Raw genomic sequence first — 17,790 nt, forward strand, 5'->3', positions numbered from 1 at the left:
ATGGCTAAGGATAAGGACGTACGTCCGATCATCAAGCTCAAGTCGACGGCTGGCACCGGGTTCACTTACGTGACCCGCAAGAACCGTCGTAACACCCCCGACCGCCTCGTGCTCAAGAAGTACGATCCGGTTGTGCGCAAGCACGTAGATTTCCGAGAGGAGCGCTAAACATGGCTAAGAAGAGCATGATTGCGAAGAACAAGCAGCGTCAGGTCATCGTTGAGCGTTACGCCGCGAAGCGCCTCGAACTGAAGAAGGCCCTCATCGATCCCAACGGGACCGACGAGAGCCGCGAGGCCGCACGCGTTGGCCTCCAGAAGCTGCCCCGCAACGCATCGCCGGTGCGCGTGCGCAGCCGCGACGTCATCGATGGCCGCCCCCGTGGCGTGCTGTCGAAGTACGGCGTTTCGCGTGTTCGCTTCCGCGACATGGCACACCGTGGCGAGCTGCCCGGCATCACCAAGTCGAGCTGGTAAGCACGAGCTTTAATGCGGCCGCGGATCCTTCGGGATCCGCGGCCGTTTTTGTTTACCCGCGGGTTCTGTGTTCGGGTAAGCCCGCCCGCCCGCCCGCACCGAAGCGCGCGGGCAAGGGTCGGGGCAAGAGGGAAGACAAAATCTTGCGTGAAATAATTGTAGGACAATGGTACAGTCCAACTAAAGCCTGTTAATGGAGACAAGGAGTGAACCATGACCGCCACAGCTACCGCTTTCCCCGTGCGCGCAAAAACCGAGGTGCCCGGCCCGCGCTCGCGCGAGCTCACCGCACAAAAAGCCGCCCATGTGTCTGATGCCGTGGCGCCAGCGCTGCCTGTATATATCGCGTCGGCAAACGGCTCAGTGCTCACGGACGTAGATGGCAACGAGTTCATTGACTTCGGTTCGGGTATCGGGGTCACCTCGCTCGGCCACGGCAACGAGCTTGCGATCAACGCCGCGGTCGAGCAAGCTCACAAGTTCACACACACGTTGTTCTCCGTGACGCCATACGAGGGTTACGTCGAAGTTTCAAAGCGGCTCAACGCCATCACCCCCGGTGATTTCGCGAAGAAAACTGTGCTCAGCTCGACCGGAGCCGAAGCCATCGAAAATGCGATGAAGATTGCTCGCGCCTACACCCGTCGCAACGGAATCGCCGTGGTTGATCACGCGTACCATGGGCGCACAAGCCTCACCCTTGGTCTCAACTACAAGGCGGTGCCCTACGCCTCGGGCGCAGGGCCACGCCCCGGCGAGATCTACCGCGCTGCAAACTCGTACCCATTTAGGGACGGCGCGGACGGTGTTGCCGCGGCAAGGGCGGCGATCGCACACCTCGAGAAAATCTCGGGAGCAGAGAACCTGGCTTGCCTGCTCATCGAACCGATTCAGGGTGAGGGCGGCATCATCGTCCCGGCAGAGGGCTACCTTGAAACACTGCAGGCGTGGTGCCGTGACAACGGCATCGTAGTCGTCGCCGATGAGATTCAGACGGGCCTCGGGCGCACTGGCAAACTGTTCGCCAGCGAACACTTCGGGTTTGTGCCCGACCTCGTCGTGACAGCAAAGGCGATCGGCTCGGGCTTTCCGCTCTCGGCCGTCACGGGTAGGGCCGAGATCATGGACGGCATGCTGCCTGGCGGCCTAAGTGGCACGTTCAGCGGCAACCCGGTCGCGTGCGCTGCGGCCGTGCAGGTGATCGATCAGCTTGAAACGCCCGGAACGATGGAGCACACCGCCGAGGTGGGCGAGCGCATTCAAGCCGGGGTGCGAGATCTCCAGAAGCAGTTCCCCCAGATCGGCGACGTGCGCGGCATGGGCGCACTGCACGGTATTGAGCTCGTGAACGCCAGCGGTTCGCCGAACGCCGAACTCTATAAGAGGGTGAGCGCAGCGGCTGCCTCCCGCGGTCTCCTCGTTCTTGGCGGGGGAAGCGACGGCCATGTGCTGCGTCTGCTCCCCGCAATCAACATCTCGTTTGACCTTGTCGACGAGGCGCTGCACATCTTGCACAAGGCGTTCGAAGAGGCAACGGCATGACCGCCGCAAGTACCGCGACAGCGACCATCGCGCAGCCCACCCCGTCACGGCTCGACGCCTCAAATGCGGCGCTCGCGAGCCTACCCGCGCACGCAAATCACGATCCGCGTGATGCTGAGTTCGCCGTGCTCGATCCGTCGACCGAGCAGCGCATCGCGACGCTGCCGAGCCTCACGCCCGCGCAGGCCATCGAAGAGCTGACCATCGCAGACGAGGCGGGCAAGGCCTGGGCGAAAACGACACCGCGTCACCGCTCAGACACGCTGCGCAACGTATACGAAGTGCTGCTTTCTAACCGCGACCGGCTCGCCTACGTCATCAGCCGCGAGATGGGCAAGACGCTGCCCGAAGCACTGGGCGAGGTGCAGTACGCCGCCGACTATGTGCGGTGGTACGCCGACGAGCTGCTGCGGCCGTCGGGCGGCTACCGCGAGAACCCCGCGGGCGGATCACTGATCCTCACCCGGCGGGCGCCCGTGGGCACCGCGGTGCTGATCGCACCGTGGAACTTTCCGATGGCAATGATCACGCGGAAGATCGCGCCTGCGCTCGCGGCGGGCTGCGGCTCTGTGATCAAGCCCGCGGGCCTCACCCCGCTCACCACCCTGCTCACCGTGGAGTTGATGGCCGAGGCAGGTGTGCCGCGCGAGCTCATGCGGGTCGTCACGACCCGTGACTCGGCCGGGTTCAGTGAGGCGGTGCTGAGCGACCCCCGGGTGCGCAAAGTGTCATTCACCGGATCGACGGGAGTGGGCAGCACGCTGATGCAGCTGGCGGCCAAAAATATCGTCAAGAGTTCGATGGAGCTGGGCGGCAATGCCCCGCTCATCGTGTTTGATGACGCGGATCTCGAGCGCGCCGTCGACGGGGCGATGCTCGCGAAGCTGCGTAACGGCGGTCAGTCGTGCGTGGCTGCGAACCGCATCTTCGTGCAAGACGGCATCGCCGACGCCTTCGTCGAGGCATTCAGCGAAAAGATGCGCAAGGTGCGGCTCGGTAATGCGATCGCCGACGGCGCAGACTTGGGCCCGATGGTTGACAGGCGGGCGGTCGATCGGCTCTCGGGTCTCGTCGAAGACGCGACGGCACACGGGGCCGAGCTTCGCGTGGGCGGTCGCGCACCCGCTGGCGCGGGCTATTTCTTCGAGGGCACAGTGCTCGACCGTGTCCCCGCAGACGCCGAGATCGCGACGACAGAGATCTTCGGCCCGATCGCAGCGATCAGCCGGTTCAGCAGCGAAGCAGAAGTGATCGAGCGAGCCAACGACACCCCGTTTGGGCTTGCCGGGTACGTGTTCACCGAGAACCTGGATCGCGCGCTGAACGTCGCAGACGCACTCGAGACGGGCCTCGTCGGTATCAATAACGGTGTGCCGTCAAACGTGGCCGCGCCGTTTGGGGGAGTGAAACAGTCGGGCCTTGGCCGTGAGGGTAGCGGTGAAGGCCTCGAGGAGTACCAAGAGGTGCGCTTCTACAACATCGCGCGCCGTGCCACGAGCTAGTTGCGCGCGTGCAAGGCGGGCCTGATTCGGGTCAATCGTCGGCGACCAGCCCCCGTGTACAAAAAATATGCGCGACTACTTCCGTTTAAGACTGGCCCAGAAACGGAAGTAGTCGCGCATATTTTACTTTCGCCGCGCGCTGGCGCAGCCGAACGCTACGCGGCCGCGGCTCGCGCGCGCAGAATGTCGGTGAGGCGAGCCTGGTTCTCGTCAATGTGTTGCAGTGTGAGCCGCTCGGCATCGGCCACGCGCCGCTCCAGGATCGCCTCGACGATCTCGCGGTGCCGGTCGACGATCGGTGTTTGCGGGTACCGGTATTCTTCGTCTGCGTGCGAGAGCACCGAGAAGTAAAACACCAGCTCCTTGCAGATCGACGCGTAGAACGCCGAGATGCGCTCAGAGTCCAACAGCCCCACGATCGCCTGGTGCAGCGCGAGATCCGCCGCCACAATTGGCTCGGCTGCGGGCACGCTCGTCGACGCCTCAAGGTGCTCCCACGCCCGACGCAGTTGGTTGAGACCACCCTCGGTTGGTGCCGCGCGAACCGCTGCTGTCTCAAGGTGCCGTCTGGTGCGGTAAAGGTCGTCGAGATCTGCCAGTGAGGGATCGCTCACAATCGCCCCGCGGTGCATCTCGTACTTCACGAGGCGACTGCGCTCAAGGAGCCGGATCCCCTCACGTAGCGAGTTGCGCGAGATGCCGAGCCGCTCGGCGAGCTGTGTCTCACGAAGGGGCTCACCCGCCTCGAGCACGCCCGCCACGATGAGCTGCATGAGGCGGTCTGAAACGAGTTCGGCCGCGCTCTTTCGGTGGAGTGGTTCATCGAGCGGATGCGTCATAGTGGCAGGTTACCAGGAACGAAATTATTGTCCTACAACCTGACGGGAGTCGGTGATGGGCCCCACTGTTGCTTCGGCGATGGCGGCTTGACAGGCCGCTATAACGGGGGAGCGCTCGGTCCCGCGCCGCACTAGCGTATACAGGGCACGCTCAAGTACCTCGCCCGCGCCCAGGTCGATCACGAGTGACGGGTCGAGGTTGGCCGTTACCGAGTGCGGCAGAAATGCTGCTGCGAGCCCCTGCTCAACGAGTAGCCGGTGCACGTGAAAGTCAGAGGAGACGAATCGTACTGTTGGCTCAAATCCCGCGCTGCGGCACACAGCCCGCATCCAACTGAATGAGTCGCTGCTGGTGGGCTCTGCCGCCCACGGCACCTGAGCTGGGTTGGCGCCTGCATGCGGGAGATAAGCGACGAGTTTCTCGTGCATTACCAGCGAACGTACGATGCCGCGGGTAGGCGGCAGCGGAAACCCTGCATACTCGTCAACGAGGGCAATATCGGCTCGTCGGGCTAAGAGCTCAGTGACGGCCTGCTCGGGGTCAAGCTCGACAAACTCAACCTCGAGCCCTGGTGCCATGCGCGTGAGCGCTCGCACGCTCTCGCCGAGGGCTGCGATTGAGAAGGTGTGGAACGCGGCAATGCGCACGGTGCCGCTAAAGCCTTCGCGCGCCTGCGTGAGCGCAGCCTCGGCCGTCTCGAGCGCGGCGAGCACCTCCTCGGTGTGAGCCACGAGTTCGTGCGCCGCCGGGGTGAGCTGGATCCCGCGGCCGAGCGCGACGGTAAGGGGTACGCCTGTTTCGGCTTCGAGCCGTGCAAGCTGCTGTGACACCGCCGACGGGCTGATGTTGAGGGCCGTGGCAGCCGCGGTGACGCCACCGCGCAGCGATACTTCGCGCAGCAGCGTGAGTTTGCGTACGTCGAGCACGGCACTCCAATCCTTCAGTTCTCGTTAACGGTATTGTTCGCGCTTCGAGGGTGGAAGTAAAGAGTCACGAGTCTTACAGTGAGGGTACCGACACAACGAGGTGGATCGAAGGAGAAACTATGAACGGGCGGGAGCGGCTAAGTGCCGAGATCGATTACCGTGTCACGGTCGTACGAGAACGCATCGCTGCGGCTGGTCTTGATGGGCTTATCGTGACTGATCCAGCCAACATGTTTTACCTCACGGGCTACAACGCCTGGTCGTTCTATATGCCGCAATTGCTATTCGTGCCTGTTGCGGGCGAACCGATACTCGCCATGCGCGAAATGGACGCGCAGGGTGCGCACCGCACGGCCGTGCGCTTTGCTGACGACGTGCTCGCATACCCAGAGACCTATGTGCACCAGTCAGACCGTCACCCCATGACATGGGTGGGCGAGCAGCTGCGCGCCCGCGGCTACGGCAAACCCCTGCGCATCGGGTACGAGGGCGATGCCCACTTCTTCAGCGTGCGCGCATTTCTCGCATTGCAGCAGAGCCTGCCCGACTGGCAGCTCGTTGATTCAAACGAGCTAGTGAACTGGGTTCGTGTCGTGAAGTCTGACTATGAAATCGAGCTCATGCGCGCTGCCGGCCGGGTGTGTACGGGCGCCATGAACCAGGCGGTAGCGTCGCTCACGGCTGGCCGCCCGCTCAACGAAGTAGCGGCAGATGTAATGGCAGCGCAGACCCGTGGCTCTCAAGGGGTCGACGGTGACTACCCGGCAATCGTGCCCATGTTTCCGCGCGGAGAGGGTGCTGATACCCCTCATCTCACCTGGACGGCTGACCCGATCATCGCGGGCGAAGCTGTCTCGATTGAGCTCGCAGGCGTACACAAGCGCTACCACGCGCCGCTGGCACGAACCGTTTCGCTGGGCAAACCGACCGCTGAACTCGACCGGCTCGCACAGGTCACCATCGAAGGCTTCAATACGGTGCTCGACGCCCTAAAGCCGGGAACGACACCGGCTGAAGCGGTAGCGCGGTGGGACGAAGTGCTTAGACGCAACGGATACGAGAAACGGTCGAGGCTCGGTTACTCCATCGGCATCGGCTTTCCGCCCGATTGGGGCGAGCACACCGTCAGTCTGCGCTCCGATGACCATACAGAACTGCAAGAAAACATGACGTTTCATGTGATCGCGGGCATGTGGATGACCGGCTACGGCTTTGAAGTGTCTGAGTCCGTACGGGTCTCAACCGCCGGCGTCGAGTGTTTCACCGACGTGCCCCGCCAACTCATCGTGAAGAAAGGTTAGACACCGTGACGACAGCTCAGCGTGCAGACGAGCACCAGCAGATCCGCAACCAGCGCCCGCGCCTCGCACAGCGCAGCGAGCGGCTCATTGGCTCCATCATCGACGCGTCCACCGGGATCCTGGCCGAGCAAGAACACGACATCGTGCGGTTCGCGATGGGGGCGCCGGGCGAAGACCTGATTCCTGTAGCCGACCTCAACGAATCGTTCGGGCGGGCGAGCACGGGCCGCTTCGACTATGGCGAGTCTGAGGGCGCCCCGGCGCTGCGCGAAGAAATCCTCAGGCTCGCCGCAGACGCGGGTGCGCCCACGAGTGATGACCGCCTGCTCGTGACGACGGGCGGTATGCAGGGCCTCGACCTTGCCTTCAAACTGTGTGTCGACCCCGGCGACCTCGTCATCATCGAGGCCCCCACTTACACGAACGGGTACGCGACGGCGCTCAGCTACGGCGCAGAGGTGATTGCCGCTCCCACTGACAGCGAAGGGCTCGTGGTTGAGGCGCTGCCCGAACTCGTGCGCCGTGCGGGCCGCACGCCGCGTTTGATTTACACGATCCCCAACTTTCAAAACCCCCGCGGGGTGACGCTCAGCCGCGCCCGGCGAGAACTGCTTATTGAGCTCGCCGAACAGTGGGGCAGCATCATCCTCGAAGACGACCCCTACGGTGTATTACGGTTCGCCGGTGAACACGTGCCCGGCCTGGCCGAGATCGCGCCCGGTCACCCGCTCATCTTCCAGGTGCGCACGTTCTCAAAGACCATCGCGCCCGGCCTGCGCACCGGCTGGATCGACGTTGACCCAGAGATTCGTCGGGTAGCGGTGAACGCGAAGCAAGCGATGGACACCTGCTCGAACATGCCCACCCAGATCGCGGTCGCCGACTACTTGGCGCGTGGTAAGTTTCGTGAACACGTCGACCACCTGCTGCCGATCTACCGCGACCGTAAGGCGGCGATGCAGCGCGCACTCACCACACACCTGGGTGATCGCGTGCAAAGCACCGACCCCGAGGGGGGCTTCTTTCTGTGGCTTACCCTGCAGGGCGAATTCGGTGGCATCGACACCGAGAAACTGTTCACCGCCGCGCTCGCAGCCGGCGTCGCCTACATTCCCGGCCCCGCGTTCACAGTCGACGCGAGCATGCGCAACGCTCTACGCGTGTGCTTCGCCACCTCCACACCCGAGCGCATCGACGAGGGCGTACGCAGGCTCGCTGCGACCCTCGGCCACGCCGCTGACCACGGCGGGAGCGACGTATGACCAACACCCGCGTGCACATTGCCGCCTCTTCAGATGAGGGCATCGAGGCCCGCCTAGACGCGCTCATCAACACCGAGCAGATCACGGCCGATACCTGCGACCTGATCAGGGGCCGCGGAGAGAATCCCGGCGGCACCGAGGGCGAGACCGTGCGCCGCCTCGCTGCGATCCTCACCCGCGAGGGAGCGACGGTCACGCAGCAAGAGCTCGCTCCGGATCGCCCAAACCTCAAGGCGGTGTGGGGTCCAGCGGGCGGCCCGGCCGTCCTGTTTCTGGGCCACAGCGACGTAGTGCCGGCGGGCGAGGGATGGACCGGGGATCCCTTCGAGCCGCGCATGGATGTGAGCGGGGGCGGATCCGGCGCGATCATCGGGCGCGGAGCCACCGACATGAAGGGAGGGCTCGCGGCCGTGATTGCGGCCTGCAGTGCGCTCGCGCGAGAGCGGCCCGACCTGCGGCTCGAGCTGCTGTGCACCGTTGATGAAGAGGACCGCTCGCGGGGAGTGCAGCTCGCGCTCGCAAGCGAGCCCGCGCGCCCCTACCTCGCGTGCATTGTCGCAGAGCCCACCAACCTCGACGTGGTGATCGGGTGCCGTGGCGCGAGCAACCTGCGCATCGAAGCGGTCGGCGCGTCGGCGCACGCCGGGCGCCCCGCCGACGGGGTGAGCGCGATCTATGCCGCCAGCCGCGTAGTCGAAACCGTGCGCGAGCTGCACGGGAGGGCACAAGCGGGACCGCACGACGGCCTGCTCGGCGCGCCCACCTGGAACGTCGGCACCATCGCGGGCGGCAGCGGCACCTCCATGGTGCCCCGCGTCTGCACCGTCACTGTCGACCGCCGCACCATGCCCGGCGAAGACCCGCACGCAATCTTGGCGGCGCTGCTTGACGACGTGCGCGCAGACATCACCCGAACCGCCTTCGACGGGCACGACCGTGTTGAACTGACGGGCGCGGTCGACATGGTGATGCCCGGGTTTCGTACTGATCCGGAGTCGCCGCTCGTGCACGCGGCCACGAGCGCGCTTGCAGCGGTCGCGGTCGCGGCGCGCGTGACCGGGTGGACAGCGGCCTGCGAGGGCGGCTACATCGCCGCCCATCACGGCTGCCCCACGATCATCTTGGGGCCGGGTGACATTAATACCCAGGCCCACCAGCCCGATGAGCGCGTCGAAGTCGACGACCTCACCCGGGCCGCACAAGCCTATGCGCGCATCGTGCTGCGCATGGTGGGGGACACCATCACCTAATTCGGTGGGCAGCCAATGGCGGCCGCCCACAGAGAGGAAACATCATGTCACACACAACCAATCTCCCGCCGATCACGCGGGACATCGACCTCACTCCGTTGCAGCGCAGCCAGACGCGCAAATCGGTGGCGGGGTCTGCCGTGGGCAACGCGATCGAGTGGTTTGACTACGGAGTGTATGGCTACCTAGTCGTGTACATTGCACCGCTGTTCTTCGACTTCGGGGGCGACCCCGATAGCGCATGGCCGCGCATTCTCGCGCTCGCCACATTTGCGGTGTCGTTTCTGGTGCGGCCGCTCGGTGGCATCATCCTCGGGCCGCTGGGTGACCGGGTGGGGCGCCGCGCCGTACTCATGTTCACGATCGCGCTGATTAGTCTCTCGACGGCCGCGATTGCGCTCTTGCCCACCTACGAGGTCGCGGGCATGTGGGCGCCGCTGTTACTCGTGTTCTTGCGCATGGTGCAGGGCTTCTCAGCCGGAGGCGAGTATGCGGGCGCCGCTGTATTTATGGCCGAGCATGCACCCGATAATAGACGAGGGTTCTATGGGTCGTTCCTCGAGTTCGGCACGCTCGTGGGCTTCTCGGGTGCCGCCGTGCTGTGCACTGGCCTCACGCTCGCAGTAGGGGAAGACGCCATGATGGGTGGCTGGTGGCGGCTACCGTTCGCGCTCACCCTGCCGCTCGGCCTGATCGCGCTGTGGATGCGCCGTCACGTCGAAGAACCCGAGACGTTCACCGATCAGATCAAGTTGCAGGGCGGGGCGCCGTCGGCGACGGGCGCGCTGCGGCGGCTGCTGAAGGACTACCCGGCACAGATCTTCAAACTGATGGGGTTTGTGGTGCTCATCAACGTCGCGTTCTACCTCGTGCTCACCTACATGCCGAGTTACCTGTCGGTGACGCTCGGACACGGTGCGGCCGAGTCGACGTTCTCGCTCGTCATTATTCAGCTCGTGATGGTCGCGGTGATTGTGCCGTTCGGTGCGCTGTCTGACCGGATCGGCCGCAAGCCGCTCTTGGTTACGGCGAGCCTCGGGTTCATCTTCCTGTCGGTGCCCGCCGTGATGCTGATTCAGATTGACAGCATTTGGACGCAGCTGGCGGGAATCGGCATGCTCGGCCTGTTCTTGGTGATGATCATTTCGAACATTTCGGCCACCATGCCCGCGCTGTTTCCGACCGCGGTGCGCTACTCGGGCTTCGCGATCGGGTACAACATCTCGACCGCGCTATTTGGTGGCACGGCGGGTGCCGTCAACGAGTACCTGATCGATGTCACCGGTAACGTGCTCGTGCCAGGGTGGTACCTGGTCGGGGCGGGGGTGATCGGCCTAATTTCGATTCTCACATTCAAGGAGACCGCGGGGCGCTCACTGCGGGGCAACGGCGTGCCAGGCAGTGATGATGACGCGCGCCGCGCAGCGGGTGAGACACTCATTGGTGGCAAGCGAAACTAGCGTGGTTGGGCGAAGGGAAACTAAAACATGACACACACATCGAACACCGGCGCGGTCGCGATTGTGACGGGCGGCACCTCTGGCATCGGCGTGACGATCGCGCAGCGCCTCGTCGAACAGGGAATGCGGGTAGTCGTTACTGGGCGGTCAGTAGAACGCGGCGAGCGAGTCGTCAGCGACCTGGGTGATGCCGCTCGGTTCGTGGCGGCAGACCTCAACACCAGCGAAGGCATCACAAGCGTCATCGAGGCGGCGAAGCAGCACTTCGGCCGCATCGACGTGCTCGTCAACAACGCGGCGATCGACCACACGAACGACCTGCTCGAAGTGACCGATCAAGAGATTCGCGACACGTTCGAAACGAACACGTTTGGTGCCATGAACATGCTCATTGCCGCAGCACGGGTGATGCGTGAACAGGGCGACGGCGGCGCGATCATCAACGTTACCTCGCGGCTGGCGAGCATCGGTGTGCCCACGATGGGGATTTACAGCGCGAGTAAGGGCGCGATGCTCGCGTTCACGAAGGCCGCCGCGATCGACCTCGCCCAGTATGGGATACGCGTCAACGCTGTCGCCCCGGGCATGACCGCCACCCCACTCTATGAAGAGTGGATCGCGGGCGAAGACGACCCAGCAGCTACCGCCGCACGCGTGGCCGCCGCGATTCCACTGCGCCGCATCGCCCAGCCCCAAGACGTCGCGGCGACGGTCGCGTTTCTCGCGTCGGCCGAGGCCGAGTACCTTACGGGCGTCTCAATTCCCGTCGATGGCGGGTATCTCGCACAGTAATGCAACGCCGCGGTGTTCTCGGGTGGCGTATTTTCGTAAGGCTTGCCGCGAATCTTCGTGAAAATCCGCATCATTCCGCCAAATTAGGGTAGATTCGTAGCGATCAACCGATCGGATCCGTCGACTTGACGGAAAACCTGAACCAGATCAGGGGCCGGCGCACGACGCGCTACCGCCCATGGAAGGACACAACATGGCACTCAACAAGACCGAGCTCGTAGCCAAGATCGCCGCAGAGACCGGCCAGAGCCAGGCCGCGGTTTCCAGCGTGATCGACGGTTTCTTCACCGCCGTCTCCGAGACCGTCGCCGCTGGCGAGAAGGTTTCGATCCCCGGCTGGCTGTCGTTCGAGTCGGCAACCACCGCCGCTCGCACGGGCCGCAACCCCCGCACCGGCGACACCATCGAGATCGCCGCTGGCAAGCGCGTCAAGGTTTCGGTTGGTTCGAAGCTCAAGGCTGCCGTGAAGTAATTTCACGATCGGTTACCGCGCCCCCTGCTCTCGTTTGAGACAGGGGGCGCTGTGCTGTGGGGGCGCTGTGCTGCTTGAGAGGACCAGTCGGCATCGAAATGACGAGTCGGCATCGAAATGACGTATTTTCCGTGCCTGCTCGTCATTTCGATGCCGTCTCGTCGCGGGCAGGGCAGGTAACGGGGCCTGCGAGCCGGCGCCCCACACTCCGCGCGCCGGCCACGCGCACTACTCCGTCACGCGAAACACGCCGTTTGCGCCCCGCTCGGCGTCGACCATCAGGTGTGACACGAAGGGGTAGTTGCCCGCTTCAGGGAAGACGAGCTCGACGTATCCGCCCTGCGCGGGCTGCAGCGCGAGCGCCTGCGAGCCCGTGTCGGTCGCTCGGTTAATCAAGAACCGCCCCTCGCTCCACACGGTGTCGAACTGCCCGCCGATCACGTGGAAGCTCGATGCCCGGTTGGGCCCCGCATCGAGCAGCCACACGCGCACCCGTTCGCCCACCTTCGCGGTGAGCGGCGACCGGGCGTACTGGCTTGCTACCCCGTTAAACACGACGAGGTCGGGCCGCTCAGCCGCGATCTTGTCGACGTCAACCTCGCCCGGTCCGCTCGCGCTACCCGCTGCGCTGCCCGCTGCGCTGCCCGCTGCGCTGCCCGCTGCGCTGCCCGCTGCGCTGCCCGGCGCGTCGATCGCTGCGGCACCGTTCGAGCCCGCACGGCCCTTTGATCCGGATCGAGCCTCGCCCGAGCCTTCGACAGCCGAGCCTGCGACCCCCGAGCCGCCCAGATAGTACTCCGACTGCACGAGCACGTAGCTGCGGTCGACCGCGGGCAGATCGTCGGGCTCGATGATCACCGCGCCAAACATGCCGTTTGCGATGTGCGCAGACATGGGCATGGTTGAGCAGTGATACATCCAGATGCCCGAGCGGGTCGCGGTGAACGTGTAGGTCAGCTTCTCGCCCGGAGCGATCGTGCGCATCGGCTTGTCGGGCGCGAGGGCTCCCGCGTGAAAGTCGATCGAGTGCCCGATCGTACCGTCGTTGATGAGGGTCACCTCGAAGGTGTCGCCGACGCGTCCGTGCAGCACGGGCCCGGGGGCGGAGCCGCCGAAAGTCCACAGTTGCTGTAACGCCGGCCCCTTCTTTCCGGGCGCTACGGGCAGTGCGAGCTCGCTCACGGGCAGCGTCACCCGGTGCGTGACGGGCTGTGCGTTAGTGCTGTCCCGCGCGGGCAGCGGCTTGAGCGCCGCGTCGCGCGCCTTGAACTTGCGCCCCAGGTCACCCTCCATGAGGTCGACGAGGCTCGCGGCGCCAGAGCTCGCGGCACCCGCCGCGCTGGCCCCGCCGTCGGTTGCCGAACCGTGCATGACGCTCATGTCGCCCATGCCGCTCATGTGGTGCGCGCCGGATCCGGCTGTGCCCGTGCCGTTCGCCGCCGTGCCCGCGTTTGCTGCGCCCGCGTTTGCTGCGCCGCTGGCCGCCGTGGCGTCGCCGGCAGGGGCGTCGCCCGTCGCAATGATGTCGAGCGTCATGCCCATCTGGCGGTGGCCGATGATCGAGCACCATCCGGCTACATCGTTGGTGATGACGCCGACATCGATCGTGGTGCTTGCGCCGGGAGCGAGCCGCTCGCCGCCCGTGCCGTTCTCGAACACGAGGTCGTGCGGTTGCTCTTTGTCGGTGTTGGTGAGCTCGATGACGAGTCTGGTGCCGCGGGGCACCTCGATGCTGCTGGGCGTGAAGCGCATGTTTGCGGCCTCAACCTGCACGGTCTGCACGGGAGCGTCGGCGGTGTTTGCGGCGGCGTCGCCCGCACTGCCGAGGCCCAGCCCTGTACCGCCCAGCCCTGTGCCGCCCAGCCCCGTGCTGCCCGCGAATCCGCCCGCGCCGATCGCGGGCAGGCCCCGCGTGAGCGACGCGAGGGCGTGCGGGCCGGCGGCGCCCGCGAGGGCGGTCACGAGCACGACCGCTGTGAGCCCGAGGAGCGCTTGCCCGCTGCGCCGGCCAGCGGGGTGGGAGCGCTCAGGCACGAGCGCGCCGCGTGCAGGGATAGGCGCGAGTCCGCTGCCCGCGCCGCTCGCGGCGCGCTCATTCGCCGGCGTGTAGGCAGGAATCGGCGCAAGCCCAGACCGCGCGGTCTTGCCGCCTTCCGCGCCGCTGCCCGCACCGCCCTCTGTGCGTGCCGCGACGACGGCTGCCGCCTCGCGCTTCGCCGCCTTCTGCTGTTTGAGGGCACGCATAAACAGTGGCAAGAAGGAGGCCATGGCAACGAGATACAACATCGACGCGGCGACCCGCATGAGACTTGTCACGGGTAGCGCGCACACGAACAGGGCGGTGTTGGCGGTCGCCACGCGCAGCGTGCCGCCCGCATCGAACACGGCGGTGCCCGCGCGCACGGCAGACGGCCCACCACCCAGCACCACAGGAACGAGGTAGCTCAGCGCACCCAACAGCACTTGCGCCGCGAAGCCCGCCGCGAGAAACGGCGCGGCCCAGTCGATCGCGGCGCGTAGCTCAGCAAGCGCTGCGCCAGCCCCCGAACCCGGCGCGGCCCCCGGCGCCAACAACGCCTCTGCCACCCCCGACGCCCCCCACGCGGCGATGCTCCACACGCACAGCACCACGAGCAGTGCAAACCACCACACGAGCGCGGCACCCACCGACAGCGTCGCGAATGACTTTGGGGCGGCGCCGCGGGCAGCCGCAAACAGGGCGACACCGATGATGAGCAGCCCCACCGCGTACCCCGCGAAGCCGAGCGTCACGAGTGGCACCACGCCAAACGCGGCGCCGAGCGCAGCTATCACGACCGACAACGCCAGCACGGGCAGGGCGCGGGCGGCGTCGCGGGCGGCCGAATCTGCAGCCCGGGTGCGCAGCATGGTCGGCCACAGCGTGACCACGGTGCCCGCGACGGTGAGCCCCATCCAGCCGAGCACGTTCGTGATCGCGTGCGCGAGCACCACCCCGCCACCGGGGGAGTCGGGGCCCGCCAGCCAGGCACCCAGCCCCGCACCAAATGGCAAGAAGGCGGCCGACGCCACGTAGTACCGCAGCGACTTCGTGAACCGGCCGGGCAGCGCCCCGCGTAGCCTGCGCCACAGGTTGACACCGTGCCACACGACGGCCGCCGACAGCAGCGCAGCGCCCGCGACGGTGAGCGGCCACGCGCCCAGCGGAACCCCCACGAGCACCAGCGCGATGCCCCCGTTCGCGGTGATGAGGCGCGCGTTCTGCCCGGCGCGGTCGCGCGTTGACTGCCTGCTGCGGGTGAGCGCGTAGCTAAAGTGCTGGCTCCACACCAGGATCGCGTGGGTAATCGCACCCAAGAACAGCAGGTGCAGCATCAGCCAGCTCGCCGCCGGCAGCCACCGGTGCGTGATCGTCGAGACGACGAGCAGCACGAGCCACACGAGTGTCGGCAGGTCGCGCATCACCCAGAATCCGCGCCCGCGGGGCTGCGCTGCGGGCTGTGCTGCGGGCTGCGCCCCCTTAAGCAGCGCCCCCTCGGGTCGAGACAGGTTAGGCATGTGTCTGATCCTCTTCGGGTACGGCGGCGGGCGCGGCCTGGGGCTCAGGCGCGCTCTGGGGTGCAGGCACGGTGTGCAGGCGATGATCCGGATCAGAAGGCGCAGAGCCGAGCGCAGAGACGAGCGCGGTCGCGACGAACAGCAAGAGCGCGGCGACCGCGAGCGCGCCGCCGAACTGCCAGGCGGGCACGAAGCCGAGCCCGTCGCCGAGCCAGATGCGCACGATGAGGCTCGCGTGCAGCAGCGCCGCGGGCAGCCACATGAACGGCCGGTACGGCAGCTTCACGTGCAGCACCGCGGGCAAAATCGTAGTCGCGTGCGCCATGATCATCGACAGCGCGAAGCCGAGCAGCACCGCGTGGATCACGGCGTCGTAGCGCGGCTGCGTGACGGGCGCGCCAAACAGCAGGGTGCCGCCCGCGACGGCGAGCCAGAAGTATCCGGCGAGCATGCAGGCCGCCATAAACCGGCTCACTCCTGCGGTGCGAATGGTGCGGCGGGCGATGTCGTGCCACGCGAGCCACACGGTGAGCGACAGGGTGGCGGCGCCCAGGCCAATCGCGCCGAGGTGGGGGAGCGCGAGCCCGAGCGCGAGAGTGAGCGCGATTGCCCACGCATGCGCGAGCAGCACGGTGCCGGCGCGCTCGCCCATGGTGATCGCGGCGAGTTCGACGCGCTCAGCGCAGATGGTGAGCACAATGAATCCGATGAGCCACGGCACGACGGAACTCATGGGCGCGCCCGCCGCCCACAGCGCCGCGCCGCCCGTCGCGAGGGCCGCGCCGAGCAGCTGCACGATGAGCGGGATGTCGTAACGCCTGCGCCACAGCGGCAGATAGTTGATCGTGAACGCGAGGCTGCCCACGGCGAGCACCCACTGGCCCGCGGCGAGGGGCAGCGCGTCCACAAACAGCAACACGCCGCCAGCGCCGAGCAGAGCGGGTGCGAGATACCCCCACCAGCGCTTCAGCGCCGTGGCGCGCTCGAGCGCGATGAGGGTGCCCAGGAACCCGAGGGTGAGCAGCATGCCGTGTACTTCTGGAAACCGGGCGGCCGTGATGGGGGCGGGCAGCCCGAGCAGCAGCAGCGCCGCGTCGAGCCCCATGATGAGGCTGGCGCCCGCGGGCAGCAGCCAGAACAGGCGGGGTGATACCCGAGTGCGGGTGGTGCCGGTGCTGCGGGCGGTGTTGGTGGCGTTGGTGGGCCCCGTTGCAGTGGCATCGGTAGCGCCGCGCTTGCCGCTCATGAGCGCACCCGCAGCTCGAGGGTGCACTCGCCGGGTCCTGTCATGGGAGTGAGCGTTGAGCCCGCGTCGCGCGCACCGATCGCTTCGAGCGCCCCCTCGACCATGCCCAGGTGCACGGCGCAGACGATCTCGGGCCGGTGCACCGCCGCCGCGACGAGCGGGCAGCGCTTCAGCAGCACCCGAGCCTCAGAGGTGTCGGCGCGCGGCGCGAAGCCCTGCTCTTGCATCACGGCGATCACGGTGCGCCGAGCGTCATCGGCCGAGGCCGCTCGGGGCAGCTCGGCGGCGAGCGTGCGGCCCCAGGCGAGGCCGACGGCGCGGGCGCGATCCGGAGCTTCATCGCCCGTCGCTGCGAGCCCATCGGCCAGCGCCATCGCGAGGCCGGCGTAGGGCGAGTCGGCCTGGGCCGACGACCCCGCGGCCGCGCGCCAGAGCCACGACGGGCGTCCCTTGCCGGCGGCCTCGGCGAGCTCGCGGTCGAGAAAGCCGTCACGCCACAGTGCGTGCACGTGCCCGCGCACCGTGTTCTCGTGGCAGCCGCTTGCCGTGGCGAGCTGCGCGATCGTGACGGCCTCGGGCTGGGCCTCGATGAGTCGCAGCAGTGTTTCGCGGGTCGCCGAGTGGGTGCGCCCGCTCGCGGCGACGCGCGGCGTGTGCGGCCTTGTGGCCTCGATGGGAGGCAAACTATTTTCCACGGGATTAATTGTAATAAACTAATTCGTGATCCGTCGACCACACGCGGGTCGCATCGAGCTGGTACGCGACTGCGTCACGCTGCGCAGCACTCGCGGCGCGGTCGCGTCACCGGCAGCCGCCCCCCAAACAGAAGGAGCATCATGGCACACATCGACATCCATCGCAGCATGGACGAAGCCGCCGCCCAGACCACCTCGGGCTGCGCGTGCGGAGGGCACGACGAAGAGCTGCCCGAGCTCGACGTGCAAGAGATTCCGCATGCCGTGCGCCACTCGGCGCTGTTTGGCGTGCTCGACGGCCTCGGCGCGAACCGCGGCGTCGTATTCTCGGCGACGCACGACCCGGTGCCGCTGCTGACGCAGCTCGAGGAGCGCAGCCCCGGTGCTTTCTCGGTCGAGTACCTCGACCGCGGCCCCGAGCGCTGGCGGCTCAAGTTCGTGCGGGTGAACTAGCGGTTCTGACCATGATCCGGATCGGGCCGTGCGCAG

The 17,790-nt window shown here is 66.5% G+C and carries 16 protein-coding genes; 11 read left to right on the plus strand and 5 right to left on the minus strand.

Features of this window, described 5'->3' with window-relative positions; all coding sequences use genetic code 11:
• The 4 genes from rpmG to ACXR2T_RS13400 all read left to right on the plus strand — a co-directional run bounded on the left by rpmG (position 1) and on the right by ACXR2T_RS13400 (position 3,520).
• The gene (gene rpmG / locus ACXR2T_RS13385) at positions 1 to 168 is read left to right on the plus strand and encodes a 50S ribosomal protein L33 (protein ID WP_017792805.1); all 168 of its coding nucleotides are present in this window, start codon (positions 1 to 3) and stop codon (positions 166 to 168) included.
• 2 nt (positions 169 to 170) lie between these two features.
• Positions 171 to 476 (plus strand): 30S ribosomal protein S14, encoded by a 306-nt coding sequence (gene rpsN, locus ACXR2T_RS13390; RefSeq protein ID WP_458813461.1) that lies wholly within the window; start codon positions 171 to 173, stop codon positions 474 to 476.
• 213 nt (positions 477 to 689) lie between these two features.
• The gene (locus ACXR2T_RS13395; RefSeq protein WP_458838542.1) at positions 690 to 2,018 is read left to right on the plus strand and encodes an aminotransferase class III-fold pyridoxal phosphate-dependent enzyme; all 1,329 of its coding nucleotides are present in this window, start codon (positions 690 to 692) and stop codon (positions 2,016 to 2,018) included.
• Positions 2,015 to 3,520: an NAD-dependent succinate-semialdehyde dehydrogenase gene (locus ACXR2T_RS13400; RefSeq protein ID WP_458838541.1), complete on the plus strand. Its 1,506-nt coding sequence runs from the start codon at positions 2,015 to 2,017 to the stop codon at positions 3,518 to 3,520. Before ACXR2T_RS13395 ends, ACXR2T_RS13400 begins: the two co-directional genes overlap by 4 nt.
• 155 nt (positions 3,521 to 3,675) lie before the next feature.
• Here ACXR2T_RS13400 and ACXR2T_RS13405 read toward each other — a convergent pair whose 3' ends face one another.
• Together ACXR2T_RS13405 and ACXR2T_RS13410 are read right to left on the minus strand one after the other, a co-directional pair.
• Complete coding sequence (locus tag ACXR2T_RS13405) at positions 3,676 to 4,359, minus strand: GntR family transcriptional regulator (RefSeq protein WP_458838540.1); 684 nt, start codon at positions 4,357 to 4,359, stop codon at positions 3,676 to 3,678.
• A 24-nt stretch (positions 4,360 to 4,383) separates the two neighbouring features.
• A complete protein-coding gene (locus ACXR2T_RS13410) occupies positions 4,384 to 5,286 on the minus strand; it encodes a LysR family transcriptional regulator (RefSeq protein ID WP_458838539.1) in 903 nt (300 codons plus the stop codon).
• Positions 5,287 to 5,405: 119 nt separating this feature from the next.
• Between ACXR2T_RS13410 and ACXR2T_RS13415 the strand changes: the two genes are divergently transcribed.
• From ACXR2T_RS13415 to ACXR2T_RS13440, 6 genes are all read left to right on the plus strand, one after another.
• Positions 5,406 to 6,587, plus strand: coding sequence for a M24 family metallopeptidase (locus ACXR2T_RS13415; RefSeq protein WP_458838538.1), 1,182 nt, complete (start codon positions 5,406 to 5,408; stop codon positions 6,585 to 6,587).
• Between the two features lie 5 nt (positions 6,588 to 6,592).
• Positions 6,593 to 7,849: an aminotransferase-like domain-containing protein gene (locus ACXR2T_RS13420; protein WP_458838537.1), complete on the plus strand. Its 1,257-nt coding sequence runs from the start codon at positions 6,593 to 6,595 to the stop codon at positions 7,847 to 7,849.
• A complete protein-coding gene (locus ACXR2T_RS13425; protein ID WP_458838536.1) occupies positions 7,846 to 9,099 on the plus strand; it encodes a M20 family metallopeptidase in 1,254 nt (417 codons plus the stop codon). The genes ACXR2T_RS13420 and ACXR2T_RS13425 overlap by 4 nt, the downstream gene beginning before the upstream one ends.
• A gap of 44 nt (positions 9,100 to 9,143) precedes the next feature.
• Positions 9,144 to 10,559, plus strand: coding sequence for an MFS transporter (locus tag ACXR2T_RS13430; protein ID WP_458813445.1), 1,416 nt, complete (start codon positions 9,144 to 9,146; stop codon positions 10,557 to 10,559).
• 27 nt (positions 10,560 to 10,586) lie between these two features.
• Positions 10,587 to 11,351 carry an SDR family NAD(P)-dependent oxidoreductase gene (locus ACXR2T_RS13435; RefSeq protein WP_458838535.1) on the plus strand — a complete coding sequence of 255 codons (765 nt, stop codon included), beginning with the start codon at positions 10,587 to 10,589 and terminating at the stop codon, positions 11,349 to 11,351.
• 193 nt (positions 11,352 to 11,544) lie between these two features.
• Positions 11,545 to 11,823, plus strand: coding sequence for an HU family DNA-binding protein (locus tag ACXR2T_RS13440; RefSeq protein WP_458813441.1), 279 nt, complete (start codon positions 11,545 to 11,547; stop codon positions 11,821 to 11,823).
• Between the two features lie 228 nt (positions 11,824 to 12,051).
• Here the strand turns inward: ACXR2T_RS13440 and ACXR2T_RS13445 are convergent, their stop codons facing one another.
• The 3 genes from ACXR2T_RS13445 to ACXR2T_RS13455 are packed head-to-tail and all read right to left on the minus strand — an operon-like array spanning position 12,052 to position 17,301.
• On the minus strand, positions 12,052 to 15,360 hold the full coding sequence (locus ACXR2T_RS13445; protein WP_458838534.1) for a multicopper oxidase domain-containing protein: 3,309 nt from the start codon (positions 15,358 to 15,360) through the stop codon (positions 12,052 to 12,054).
• Positions 15,353 to 16,606 carry a DUF8744 domain-containing protein gene (locus ACXR2T_RS13450; RefSeq protein ID WP_458838533.1) on the minus strand — a complete coding sequence of 418 codons (1,254 nt, stop codon included), beginning with the start codon at positions 16,604 to 16,606 and terminating at the stop codon, positions 15,353 to 15,355. The genes ACXR2T_RS13445 and ACXR2T_RS13450 overlap by 8 nt, the downstream gene beginning before the upstream one ends.
• Positions 16,603 to 17,301: a helix-turn-helix transcriptional regulator gene (locus tag ACXR2T_RS13455; protein ID WP_458838532.1), complete on the minus strand. Its 699-nt coding sequence runs from the start codon at positions 17,299 to 17,301 to the stop codon at positions 16,603 to 16,605. The genes ACXR2T_RS13450 and ACXR2T_RS13455 overlap by 4 nt, the downstream gene beginning before the upstream one ends.
• A 141-nt stretch (positions 17,302 to 17,442) precedes the next feature.
• Here ACXR2T_RS13455 and ACXR2T_RS13460 point away from each other — a divergent pair, with 141 nt between their 5' ends.
• Positions 17,443 to 17,754 carry a DUF2249 domain-containing protein gene (locus ACXR2T_RS13460; RefSeq protein ID WP_458838531.1) on the plus strand — a complete coding sequence of 104 codons (312 nt, stop codon included), beginning with the start codon at positions 17,443 to 17,445 and terminating at the stop codon, positions 17,752 to 17,754.
• Positions 17,755 to 17,790: the final 36 nt, after the last annotated feature.

This window comes from Leucobacter faecis (assembly GCF_054456635.2).